Source organism: Mesorhizobium sp. M7A.F.Ca.US.002.01.1.1 (genome assembly GCF_004022955.1).
In the GTDB taxonomy this organism is placed as follows: domain Bacteria; phylum Pseudomonadota; class Alphaproteobacteria; order Rhizobiales; family Rhizobiaceae; genus Mesorhizobium; species Mesorhizobium ciceri.
Genome location: NZ_RZQE01000164.1, coordinates 1 through 11,531 on the forward strand (window position 1 = coordinate 1; position 11,531 = coordinate 11,531).

Below are 11,531 nucleotides of genomic sequence, written 5' to 3' on the forward strand. Positions count from 1 at the left end.
GCCATGATGATCGCGCGGGTGCCATCGTACCAACTCGCCGTCGTGGTCGTCTGCACCGAATCGACCACGCGGGTCACCTCGCCCAGCCGTACCGGGTGACCGTTTTTGGTGGCGATGATGATGTTGGAGAAACCGGCGGCGTCGGTCAGCTGCGTGTTGGCGGTGATGGTGAGCTGCTGCTTGTCGTTCTGGAGCACGCCGAGCGGCGTGTTGCTGTTGGCCGAGGCAACCGCCGCCTGCAGCTGATCGATCGAGATGCCGCGTGCGGCAAGCGCGGTCGGGTCGATCTGGATGCGCACCGCGTATTTCTGCTGGCCGAAGATCGAGACCTGCGCCACGCCGTCGATGGTCGACAGCGACGGCGAGATGACGTTTTCCGCGAACGCATCGAGGTCGGTCAGCGGAACCGTGTCGCTGACCAGCGACATCAAAAGGATCGGCGCGTCGGCCGGATTGACCTTGCGATAGCTCGGCGGCGCCGTCATCTGCGACGGCAATGATTTCTGCGTGCGCGCGATCGCCGCCTGCACGTCGGCCGCCGCCGCGTCGATGTCGCGGTTGAGCACGAACTGGATGGCGATCGAGGTCTGGCCAAGCGAGTTGGTGGTCGAGATCGAATCGATGCCGGCGATGGTGGCGAACTGCTTGATCAGCGGCGTCGCCACCGATGTCGCCATGGTTTCCGGCGAGGCGCCGGGCAGCGAGGCCGAGACGTTGACCACCGGGAATTCGGCGCTGGGCAGTGCCGCCACCGGCAGGAACTTGTAGGCGAACAGCCCGCCCAGCACGAGGGCGAACGACATCAGAAGGGTGGCGACGGGCCGGCGTATGCAGAATTCGGAAATCATTGGGCGGCCTCGCCGACCCTGGTCGCCTCGGCCACCTTGGGCGCAGCGGCACCCGCCGTGGTCTTGCCTTCATGCACCGCGGCGCCGTCCTTCAGCCGTGTCTGGCCCTCGGTGACAACCTTCTCACCGCTTTTCAGCCCCTGGCTGATGGCGCTGTTGTCGCCTTCGGTCAGCGCCACGTGCACCGGCCGCATCTCGACCGTGTTGTCCGGCTTGACCACATAGACGAAAGGGCCCTTCTGGCTTGGCTGCACCGCGACAGTAGGAACCGATGTCATCTGCGGCATGATGCCGGCGTCGAGCACGACATTCACATACTGGCCGGGCCATAGCGAAAGGTCGGCATTGGGAATACTTGCCCGCGTCGCGATAGTGCCCGACGCGGTGTCGACGCTGGAGTCGACGAAATCGAGCGTGCCCTTGCCGATCGGCGTCGGGTCACCATCCTTGGTCAGTGTCACCGCGCCCTGCTGCGGATTGGCAAGCGCCTTGTGCAGCAGGGCGAGATTGCTTTCCGGCAGATTGAAGTTGACCTGCAGCGGGTCCATCTGGGTGATGGTCACCAGCGGGGTCGCCGTGCTGCTGTTGCCATTGCTGACGGTGACGAGATCGCCGACGGCGACGCTGACCGCACCCAGCCTGCCGGAAATCGGCGCCGTGATCGTGGCGAAGCCAAGCTGGACATTGTCGGCGTCGATTGTCGCCTTGTCGGCGTCAACGGTCGCAGCGGCAGCCTTCTGCGCGGCGACGGCCTGGTCGTAGGTCTGCTGCGTGCCGGCCTGCTTGGCAACCAGATCCTTGGCGCGCTGGAGATCGGAATTCGAACTGGCAAGCAGCGCCTGATCCTTGGCGAGCGCCGCTTGATCCTTTGCCAGCTGCGCCTTCAGCGCCCGGTCATCGAGCGAGAACAGAACGTCGCCGACCCTGACCATCTGCCCATCCTTGACGTCGATCGAGACGATCTGGCTGGACACCCGCGCGTTGATGTTGACGACGGCGGGAGACGAGACGAAGCCGATCGCATAACGCCGGATCGGGAAATCGGCTGTCGAGGCGACGGCCGAGAGGATGGAAGCCGAGCGGGCGGCACCGCCGCCACCTGCCACCTTGTCGCCCGCTGCCGGCTTGCCGGTTGCCGATTTGTCCGCGGCAGCGACCTGCTTTGCGCCGATGAGCTGCTGAGCCTTGCTCAGCGCGTCCGGAGACACATAGAGCCAGGCCGCGCCCGCACAGGCGACGGCAAGCAACGAAAGAACGACTTTTCCACGCATGGTCAAAGGCCCTCTCCACCCGACACGTCGTGGTCCGATGGTTCTACTCTAGCGCAAATCACGGCCCGTTGCCGCGATTTCGCCGAATAGATAGGACGCGCCTTTGTCGGAAAAGGGCCAAAACACGGCATTACGAAGATTTAATGTGCACTGCACAATGGATGTGCAACACGGGCTGAATCCCCATCCGACGGCTTGCGAGCCATCGCCTTCCGGCCTGAGACGACCAGAATGTGCGCGTCTCGACCTATTTGAGCATCGGCCAAAGCGTCGCCGCCAGCAGCACGCCCATGGCGATGTTGAACCATTTCAGCCGTACCGGGTCCGACAGGAAACCGCGCAGCGCGGTGCCGAACCCAGCCCACACCGAGACGCTCGGTAAATTAACGATGGTGAAGGCCACAGCGATCAACACCACCGACAGGAACGGGTGCTCGGCATTGGCATAGACGGCCATGGCGGTGATCGCCATCACCCACGCCTTGGGATTGACCCACTGGAATGCAGCCGCCTCGATGAAGCGCATCGGCCGCGCCTTCGTCTCGCCCTTGCCGGTCAGCGTGCGCGACATGGCGATCTTCCAGGCGAGGTACAAAAGATAGGCGCCGCCGGCGATCTTGAGCGCGGTATGCAGCGCCGGAAACGCCGTCAACACAGCGCCAAGGCCAAGACCGACGGCAAGCAGCAGCACGAGGAAACCCATGCTGATGCCAAGCATGTGCGGAACGGTTCTGACGATGCCGAAATTCACGCCCGATGCCAGAAGCATGAGATTGTTCGGCCCCGGCGTGATCGAAGTCACCAAGGCGTAGACAAGCAGGGCAAGGAAAGCGTCAAGCGACATGGATATCCTCCCCGACAAGTCAGGATCGTTGTCTTTTCTAGGCAACCCGCAAAGGCCCACGGACGGCCCACAGCGGGGCCAGAAGCCTCACTGTGGAAGCTGGCTGGCGCGCCCGGCGCCAGCACCGAAGGCCTACATCGCCTGCGGGCCGCGGTTCAACGCCGCCACGCCGGTGCGGCAGATTTCGACCAGGCCGAGCGGCTTCATGATGGCGATGAACTGATCGATCTTGGAGCCCTTGCCGGTGATCTCGAAGATGAAATGCTCGGTGTTGGCGTCGATGACGCTGGCGCGGAACGCATCGGCCAGCCGCAGCGCCTCGACCCGGGCCTCGCCGAGGCCGGCGACCTTGACCAGCGCCAGTTCGCGCTCCAGCGGCCGCTCCTGGCCGGATTCATGCGAGCGCACGGTCAGGTCGACGACGCGGTGCACCGGCACGATGCGCTCCAGCTGGTGCTTGATCTGCTCCAGCACATGCGGCGTGCCGCGCGTCACGATGGTGATGCGCGACAGGTGTTTTTCATGCTCGGTCTCGGAGACGGTCAGGCTCTCGATGTTGTAGCCGCGCCCGGAAAATAGGCCGATGACCCGGGCAAGCACGCCCGGCTCATTGTCGACCAGCACGGAAAGCGTGTGGTTTTCCGGCTTTTCCGTTTCCTTGGCGATAAAATAGGCCGAACCGGTCGGTTGTAGCTGTGCGTTCATGACATGAATCTCGATTTCAAGCTCTTGAGCTAATTCTTTGTTTGCGCAGGGCTTTCTCGCGACAGCCCTGCCTTGGTTCTGCCGGCTACACCAGTTCCCTGCCCTTGGCGTCGATGGCATTGGCCACCGCCTCGTCGGTCGCCTCGTCGGGCAACAGCATCTCGTTATGCGCCTTGCCCGACGGGATCATCGGGAAGCAGTTGGCGAGCGTCGCCACGCGGCAATCGAACAGCACCGGCTTCCTGACCGAGATCATCTCCTTGATCGCGTCGTCCAGCTCGTCCGGCTTTTCGCAGCGAATGCCGTGGCCGCCATAGGCCTCGGCCAGCTTGACGAAGTCCGGCATCGCCTCGGTATAGGAATGCGACAGCCGGTTGCCGTGCAGCAACTGCTGCCACTGCCGCACCATGCCCATATACTGGTTGTTGAGGATGAAGATCTTGATCGGCGCATTGTGCTGCACCGCCGCGCTCATCTCCTGCATCGTCATCTGCACCGAAGCGTCGCCGGCAATGTCGATGACCAAAGCGTCGGGATGCGCGATCTGCACGCCGAGTGCTGCCGGCAGGCCATAACCCATCGTGCCCAGCCCGCCCGACGTCATCCAGCGGTTCGGCTTCTCGAAACGATAGTGCTGCGCCGCCCACATCTGGTGCTGGCCGACCTCGGTGGTGATGTAGGTGTCCATGCCCTTGGTCAGTTCGTAGAGCCGCTCGATGGCGTATTGCGGCATGATCACGTCGTTGTTCATCTTGTAGGCGAGCGAGTCGCGCGCACGCCATTTGGCGATCTGCTCCCACCAGGGGTAGAGCGCCTTCTTGTCGGCCTTGGCGCTCGCCCGCCACAGCCGCACCATATCCTCCAGCACCCGGCCGACATCGCCGATGATCGGCACCTCGGTGTGGACGTTCTTGTTGATCGACGACGGATCGATGTCGATGTGGATCTTCTTCGAGTTCGGCGAGAAGGCGGTCAGCCGACCGGTGATGCGGTCGTCGAAGCGCGCGCCGATGCAGATCATCACGTCGCAATCATGCATGGCCATGTTGGCTTCATAGGTGCCGTGCATGCCGAGCATGCCCATCCAGTTCTTGCCTGATGCCGGATAGGCGCCGAGGCCCATCAGCGTCGAGGTGATCGGGAAACCGGTGAGATCGACCAGTTCGCGCAGCAGATGGCTCGCTTCCGGGCCGGAATTGATGACGCCGCCGCCGCTGTAGATGATCGGCTTCTTGGCGCCCGCCATCAACTCGACCGCCGCCTTGATCTTCTCCAGGTCGCCCTGGACCTTTGGCTGGTAGCTGGTGCGTGGCGCGATCTGCGGCGGGACATAGAATCCCTTGGCGAACTGCACATCCTTCGGGATGTCGACGACGACCGGACCGGGACGGCCGGTGGTCGCGACATGAAAGGCCTCGTGGATGGTGGCGGCGAGCTCGTTGACGTCCTTCACCAGCCAGTTGTGCTTGGTGCAGGGGCGCGTGATGCCGACCGTATCGCATTCCTGAAAAGCGTCCGAGCCGATCAGCGAGGTCGGCACCTGCCCGGTCAGGCAGACCAGCGGGATCGAATCCATCAACGCGTCCTGCAGCGGCGTCACCGCATTGGTGGCGCCCGGGCCGGAGGTCACCAGCATCACGCCGGCCTTACCGGTCGAACGCGCATAGCCTTCCGCCGCATGGCCGGCGCCCTGCTCATGGCGCACCAGTATGTGCTCGACCTCGTCTTGCTGAAAAATCTCGTCATAGATCGGAAGGACAGCGCCGCCGGGATAGCCGAAGACATGCTTGACGCCATTGTCCTTCAGCGCCTGCACCACCATTTCGGCGCCCGTCATCTCGCGCCGCTCGTTCTGTCCGTTGCTCATCGGTCTGGTCCCGTACTGTCGCCATTGGGCGTTTGCTGGTCGTTTAGTCGTGTTTCAGGCAATAAAAAAGGCCCCCGAGGGAGCCTGTGTCTTGCGCATGGGGGGTTTTCGCCCGGCGGTTACACCGCCTTGCCCACGCGCTTTCCTACGAGAATGAGTGCTGTTTTCATGGTGGCGGACACTAAGGGCGGGCAAGGCGACCTGTCAACGGGAAAAATCACACCGGCGCGCACAGCGTGCCGGCGCGATTGAGGCGATCAGCGCGGCGCCTTGCAGCGGGAAACGCGCGGATCGCATCTGGACACCTTCCTCGCCTGCATCTTCGCTGGCGGATGGTGAGGTGCCACCCTTGCCGGGCCATGGTGCTGGGGCATATGCATTGCCATCGCCTGCTGATGCGGCTTCTGTTGCCCGGCACCGCGTGCAGGACGCTGCCCCGAGACCGGCTTGGCCGACCCCGGTTTGGCCGACGATTTGACAACGATACGTCCATCGCCCGCGGTCCTGTCGGCATGCAGCTTGAGCGCATCGGCCTTCGCGCCGTTGCCGGCGACCATCCGCTTGCGCACAGTGTTGCCAGGCTTCACGACGGCTGGATTGCTGGCAGCCACCGCGCCCGGGGAAATGGCCTTGCCGCCGATCGCAGTCTTGGGGCCCGCCACGATTTGCCCGTTCCCCATTGCATTGCCGGCAAGCTTCTTGATTTCGGCGCCCCTGGAAGCATCGAGACGTGCACTGGCAAACACGCCTTTGGGCGGAGGAACCAGTCTTGCCGCCTTGATCGAGTCGATGACTGGCTTCGGGAGTTGCTGCAGCCGGGTTCCGGCATTGATTGCAACCACCTGGTTGCCAAGCCGCACGCGTGGCGCATTGTTGACCGCGACCGTCTGGTTGATGAATGTCGTGTTGCGCACGATGACGACGTTCTCCTGAACCGGCCGCACCACCCTGACCAGATCCACCGCGCCGATCGCCGCCACCGGCACGAAACACCACCAGGCGTCGTCGAAGGCGGCACCGACGTCGGGCGGCGCCGGAGCCCAGCCGACATCATTGCCGCCCTGACGCCAGACCACCCAGGCTGGCGCCCATTGATCGCCGGCGATCCACACCCAGCCGAAATCGGGATCATACGCCCAGCGGCCATAGTGATAGACGACATCGCCGAATGGCTCGGTGGACTGCCAGTACCAGCCATTGTCAGTCCAGACCCACCTGCCTTCGGTGTAGGGCCGCCATTGGGTATGCACCGAGGGAACCCAGACATCGCCGAAGCGGCTGGAGGTTCGCCATCCGCCATAGTTCGAAAGCCTTTCGCGGACGGTGACGGAAATTTCCGCCGCATGCGCCTGTGTTCCGGGCAGCACCAGCGGGCCGGTCACCGTCGCACTCAAGGCCATGACCGCGGCCATTGCTGCAGCACGTCCACGCCGGCCGAGAGAGTGGCGTGAAGACGCTTGGAAAAAGGATATGATAATCATAACGGGCTCCAGAGTTCCGCATCCAGAAAATCCCGGGAACCGCCCTGCTGCCCGCCACCGCTTCCCGGCTTCTCACCGATCGGTTGTTATCGGCCCCGGTGACCGCATTGCGGCATTTGACCATCAACTTTGCGCGACCGGCGCGGCATTCACAAATGGGACGGTCGTTTCCGGCGCCCGGGCGATTGCGAAACCGCCGGGTGATCCCATTTTGCGAATAAACCATTGAAACCGCTGGAAACTATGGTGGGGCGTGACGAGGGCCGCCATCTCTGACGATACTTGATCGTCCGGCGGCAAGCCCGTCGGAGCCACCACCATGACGATCTGGATTTCACGGGAGGAAACCTGATGCTCGACAAGCCCTCTAGCAAGAAACTGTCTGACGTACTCGACCAATTCGGCGCCGCGCTTGCTGCCAATGACATCGAGAAGGCGGTCGATTGCTTTCAAGAAGATTGCTACTGGCGCGACCTCGTTACCTTCACCTGGAACATCAAGACCATGGAAGGCCGCGACCAGGTCCGCGACATGCTGAAAAGCCAGTTGTCGAACACCAGGCCATCGCACTTCGCCATCGCCAAGGGCGAGGACGCGACCGAGAGCGGCGAACTGATCGAGGGCTGGATCAGCTTCGAGACGGAGGCGGCACGCGGCTTCGGCCATATCAGGCTGAAGAACGGCAAGATCTGGACGCTGCTGACCACCATGGCCGAACTGAAAGGCCACGAGGAGCCGGCAGGCTTCGCGCGGCCGATGGGCGCCAGGCACGGCTCGGGCAAGAACCGTCCGACATGGAAGGAAGAGCGCGAGAGGGAAGCCGCCGAGCTCGGCTTCAAGACGCAGCCCTATACGGTGATCATCGGTGGCGGCCAGGGCGGTATCGCGCTCGGCGCGCGGCTGCGGCAGCTTGGCGTGCCGACCATCATCATCGAGAAGAACGAGCGTGCCGGCGACAGCTGGCGCAAGCGCTACAAGTCGCTCTGCCTGCATGACCCGGTCTGGTACGACCATCTGCCCTATATCGATTTCCCCAAGAACTGGCCGGTCTTCTCGCCCAAGGACAAGATCGGCGACTGGCTGGAAATGTACACCAAGGTAATGGAGCTGAATTACTGGTCCTCGACCGAGGCCAAAAGCGCTTCCTATGACGACAAGACGAAGGAATGGACCGTTGTCGTCCACCGTGACGGCAAGGACATCACGCTGAAGCCGAAGCAGCTGGTGCTGGCGACCGGACAGTCCGGCAAAGCCAATCTGCCGAAATTCAAGGGCATGGAGACCTTCAGGGGCGATCAGCACCACTCGTCGAAGCATCCGGGTCCCGACGCCTATGCCGGCAAAAAGGCCGTTGTCATCGGATCCAACAATTCCGCCCATGACATCGCTGCCGCACTTTGGGAAGCCGGCGCCGACGTGACCATGGTGCAGCGCTCGAGTACCCATATCTCCAGGTCCGACACGTTGATGGAAATCGGACTGGGTTCGCTCTATTCGGAGCAGGCGCTGCAGAATGGCATCACCACCGCCAAGGCCGATCTCATCTTCGCTTCGCTGCCCTACAAGATCCTGCACGAGTTCCAGATCCCGGCCTATGCCGAGATGAAGAAACGCGATGCGGCATTCTACAAGGGACTGGAAAAGGCCGGTTTCATGCTCGACTGGGGCGACGACGAGTCCGGCCTGTTCATGAAGTACCTCAGGCGCGGCTCTGGCTATTACATCGATGTTGGCGCATCGCAGCTGGTCATCGATGGTTCGATCAAGCTGAAGAGCGGCGTCGACGTCGAAGAGATCAAGCAGCACTCGGTTCTGCTCAGCGACGGGTCGGAACTGCCTGCGGACCTCATCGTCTACGCCACCGGCTACGGCTCGATGAACGGCTGGGCCGCCGATCTGATATCGCGCGAAACCGCCGACAAGGTCGGCAAATGCTGGGGCCTCGGCTCGAACACCACCAAGGATCCCGGCCCCTGGGAAGGCGAGTTGCGCAACATGTGGAAGCCTACACAGCAGGAAGCGCTGTGGTTTCACGGCGGCAACCTGCACCAGTCACGCCACTATTCACAATTCCTGGCGCTGCAGCTGAAGGCCAGGCAGGCCGGCTTGGCGACGCCGGTCTACGGGCTGCAGCAGGTGCATCACAAGGGGTAGGCGAGCGCGATTCCGGCGAAGCCGGAAGAAAGAAGGCAGGGCTTGCACCCTGCCTCCTTCCTTTGAGGGAATTACGCCGGCTTACCCGCCGCGAACTGCGTCACCACCCGCTGCAACAGCGGCACGTAATCGCGAAACGTCCGCGTCTTCATGTTGGCAATCTTGCCGCTCTCGTCCCAGATGCGGACCCGGACCGCTTCCTCACGGAACGGGTTCTTGCGGAACTCGGCCACCTCCTCGGCATTCATCGGCCCGCCCTGCAGCGACAGCGTGTGCACCGAGGCCGGCGAAAGCCTGCCAAAATAGGTCGGGTCGGTGGCGCAGAGATAGCGCTTGGCGGCGACATGCAGCCTGACGCATTCGACGATGACAGGTGGAAAGAACCGCGCCAGCACTTCGCCGCCGGCTTCGTCATGATGCTTGTCCTCGACATCCTCGGGCGAATAGGTGCCGAACTCGCTGGTGTAGTGGCCAATGTCGTGCAGCAGCGCCGCCGCCACCAGCTCGTCCGGCGCGCCGTCCTTTTCGGCGAACCAGGCGCCCTGCAGCATGTGCTCCGACATGGTGACGGGTTCGCCGAGATAGGATTCCGCACCCCGGCGCTCGAAGATGTCGGCGATGAATTCGACGATATTGTCCGCGTTCAAATCCTGGCCGCTCATTCCGCCGCCTCCTTGAACCCGTGTTCTATCGACGCGAGCGTCGACAGCAGGCCATCCTTGTCGGCGTAACAGCCCTGCAGCCAGCGCTTGCCGGTTCCGGAAAACGCCTTGCGGGCGTGCATGACGCGCGTGTTGTCGACGATGAAAGCCTGCCCCGCTTCGAGCTTGAACGTCACTTCGAAGGATGGATCCTCGATCAGTTCGGCGAACCGGCGGTAGGCGGCGTAGTACGCCTCCATGTCGGCGAAGGGCACGTCGACCGTCGGCGCCAGCGAGCGGTTGTTGAAGCGGATGCAGATCAGCTCGCCATCGGGCCCGAGCTCGATCATCGGCCGCTTCGCCTGCAGCCGCACACCGGAAGAGCCGGCATATTCGAAGCGCGCCGGGCATGAGCTCAGCAGCCGGAAGCCTTCCGGGTTCTCGGCCTGCAGCGCAGCCGCGACGGCAAATCCGTCGACGACGCTGGATTCGCCGCCCTCAACCGTATTCTCGATGCAGGACAGGATCTGCAGCGTCGGCACGGGGTCGCGATAGGGATTGTCGGTATGCGCCTGGAGCCCGAGATTGGTGTAGGCGAGATTGCTCGGATCGACCTCGGCGCGCACTTCGAACCAGCGGCCGTAATTGGTCTCCCTGATATAGCCGAACAGATCGGACACCTTGCACAGCGCTCCGGATTCGGTCGGCAGATCGTCCATCACCGCGAAGCCATAGGTTTTCACCGCCGACAGCCATTGCCCCAGCACAGCGCGATCATGGCTGGCCGCAGCATAGCCGGCGCGCGGCACCGAATTCTGCATCGAGGCCTTGGTCCATCGCACGGTGGCCTCGTCTGTCCAGCCGGGCTGGCGGGCCGCGTCACGATCATAGGCATTGGCGCTCAGCCATGCCGCCGGGAAACTCACTGTTTTCTGCTCCGGCACGAAGCTGACTTCCAGGGCACCGCCCTTGACCGATGCCGCGCCGATCCTGGTGTCGGCGGGAATGTCGAGGATGGTGATCAGCCGTTGGCCATTGCCGGCGCTGCGCGTCTTGTCGTCCAGCGCATTGTCGCGCAGCCACATGGCGTGAAAGCGGCTGCGCGACCCGTCCTTCCAGCCAAGTTCGATTGTTCTACCTTCGTTGCCGATCAGCGCCTGGGTGAGCATGGAGATCCGTTCCTGTCCATTGCGTCCCCTGCAGCTGATCCGCAGGGTTTCGATTGCATGTTGATCGCGCGAGAGGCATAATTCAAATTATCATATTTTGGGCAATGACCACGATATACTAATGTCTCGAACCACACCCCTGCCGCCGCTCGACTGGCTGCGCAGTTTCGAGGCTGCGGCGCGGCTGTCGAATTTCACCGCGGCGGCAGCCGAGCTTGGCCTCACCCAGGCGGCCGTCAGCCAACACATCCGCTTTCTCGAGGAGCGGCTAAAGACACGTTTGTTTTCGCGGCTGGCGCGCGGCGTCGCCCTGTCGCCGGAGGGGGCAGCCTATCTCCCCCACATCCAGTCGGCCTTCGCCACCATCGGCAACAGCACCGCGGAACTGTTCGAGCCGCGCGCCGTCCAGACCGTGACCATCCGGGCGCCGATTTCCTTTGCCTTGCTGATGCTGGTTCCGGCGCTGCCCGATCTCGCGAAGGCACTGCCGCGCATCCAGCTCGACCTGGTGACGATCCATCGCCCTACCGATTACGACCTGCCGGGCTCGG

At 63.1% G+C, this 11,531-nt stretch carries 10 protein-coding genes; 2 read left to right on the top strand and 8 right to left on the bottom strand.

All coding sequences use genetic code 11. The features are described from left to right. From EN932_RS17385 to EN932_RS17410, 6 genes are all read right to left on the bottom strand, one after another. Nucleotides 1-848, bottom strand: an 848-nt coding sequence (locus tag EN932_RS17385; protein ID WP_164890516.1) for an efflux RND transporter permease subunit, incomplete at its 3' end; no start/stop codon positions are given. After that, entirely contained in the window at nucleotides 845-2,119 is a 1,275-nt protein-coding gene (locus EN932_RS17390; RefSeq protein ID WP_127385509.1) for an efflux RND transporter periplasmic adaptor subunit, read from the bottom strand. The genes EN932_RS17385 and EN932_RS17390, both read right to left, overlap by 4 nt. A gap of 247 nt (nucleotides 2,120-2,366) precedes the next feature. Beyond that, complete coding sequence (locus tag EN932_RS17395) at nucleotides 2,367-2,963, bottom strand: LysE family translocator (RefSeq protein ID WP_024501399.1); 597 nt, start codon at nucleotides 2,961-2,963, stop codon at nucleotides 2,367-2,369. Nucleotides 2,964-3,095: 132 nt separating this feature from the next. Next, nucleotides 3,096-3,668 (bottom strand): acetolactate synthase small subunit, encoded by a 573-nt coding sequence (ilvN, locus tag EN932_RS17400; protein ID WP_127369654.1) that lies wholly within the window; start codon nucleotides 3,666-3,668, stop codon nucleotides 3,096-3,098. A gap of 85 nt (nucleotides 3,669-3,753) precedes the next feature. Continuing rightward, on the bottom strand, nucleotides 3,754-5,535 hold the full coding sequence (locus tag EN932_RS17405; protein ID WP_082826477.1) for an acetolactate synthase 3 large subunit: 1,782 nt from the start codon (nucleotides 5,533-5,535) through the stop codon (nucleotides 3,754-3,756). Nucleotides 5,536-5,792: 257 nt separating this feature from the next. After that, nucleotides 5,793-6,947 (bottom strand): DUF6600 domain-containing protein, encoded by a 1,155-nt coding sequence (locus EN932_RS17410; RefSeq protein ID WP_128368942.1) that lies wholly within the window; start codon nucleotides 6,945-6,947, stop codon nucleotides 5,793-5,795. A gap of 420 nt (nucleotides 6,948-7,367) precedes the next feature. Between EN932_RS17410 and EN932_RS17415 the strand changes: the two genes are divergently transcribed. Next, entirely contained in the window at nucleotides 7,368-9,170 is a 1,803-nt protein-coding gene (locus EN932_RS17415; RefSeq protein WP_064993779.1) for an NAD(P)/FAD-dependent oxidoreductase, read from the top strand. Nucleotides 9,171-9,241: 71 nt separating this feature from the next. Here the strand turns inward: EN932_RS17415 and EN932_RS17420 are convergent, their stop codons facing one another. Together EN932_RS17420 and EN932_RS17425 are read right to left on the bottom strand one after the other, a co-directional pair. After that, the gene (locus EN932_RS17420) at nucleotides 9,242-9,832 is read right to left on the bottom strand and encodes an HD domain-containing protein (protein WP_127369890.1); all 591 of its coding nucleotides are present in this window, start codon (nucleotides 9,830-9,832) and stop codon (nucleotides 9,242-9,244) included. Further along, on the bottom strand, nucleotides 9,829-10,980 hold the full coding sequence (locus EN932_RS17425) for a gamma-butyrobetaine dioxygenase (protein WP_127369889.1): 1,152 nt from the start codon (nucleotides 10,978-10,980) through the stop codon (nucleotides 9,829-9,831). The genes EN932_RS17420 and EN932_RS17425 overlap by 4 nt, the downstream gene beginning before the upstream one ends. A 121-nt stretch (nucleotides 10,981-11,101) precedes the next feature. Here EN932_RS17425 and EN932_RS17430 point away from each other — a divergent pair. Next, the coding region (locus tag EN932_RS17430; RefSeq protein ID WP_128368943.1) for a LysR family transcriptional regulator at nucleotides 11,102-11,531 on the top strand (430 nt) is incomplete at its 3' end.

What these genes read in the sequence shown, in the direction of transcription:
- ilvN (WP_127369654.1), bottom strand. Translation starts at nt 3,668, where the DNA reads ATGAACGCACAGCTACAACCGACCGGTTCGGCCTATTTTATCGCCAAG.
- EN932_RS17410 (WP_128368942.1), bottom strand. Translation starts at nt 6,947, where the DNA reads ATGGCCGCGGTCATGGCCTTGAGTGCGACGGTGACCGGCCCGCTGGTG.
- EN932_RS17415 (WP_064993779.1), top strand. Translation starts at nt 7,368, where the DNA reads ATGCTCGACAAGCCCTCTAGCAAGAAACTGTCTGACGTACTCGACCAA.
- EN932_RS17390 (WP_127385509.1), bottom strand. Translation starts at nt 2,119, where the DNA reads ATGCGTGGAAAAGTCGTTCTTTCGTTGCTTGCCGTCGCCTGTGCGGGC.
- EN932_RS17405 (WP_082826477.1), bottom strand. Translation starts at nt 5,535, where the DNA reads ATGAGCAACGGACAGAACGAGCGGCGCGAGATGACGGGCGCCGAAATG.
- EN932_RS17420 (WP_127369890.1), bottom strand. Translation starts at nt 9,832, where the DNA reads ATGAGCGGCCAGGATTTGAACGCGGACAATATCGTCGAATTCATCGCC.
- EN932_RS17395 (WP_024501399.1), bottom strand. Translation starts at nt 2,963, where the DNA reads ATGTCGCTTGACGCTTTCCTTGCCCTGCTTGTCTACGCCTTGGTGACT.
- EN932_RS17425 (WP_127369889.1), bottom strand. Translation starts at nt 10,980, where the DNA reads ATGCTCACCCAGGCGCTGATCGGCAACGAAGGTAGAACAATCGAACTT.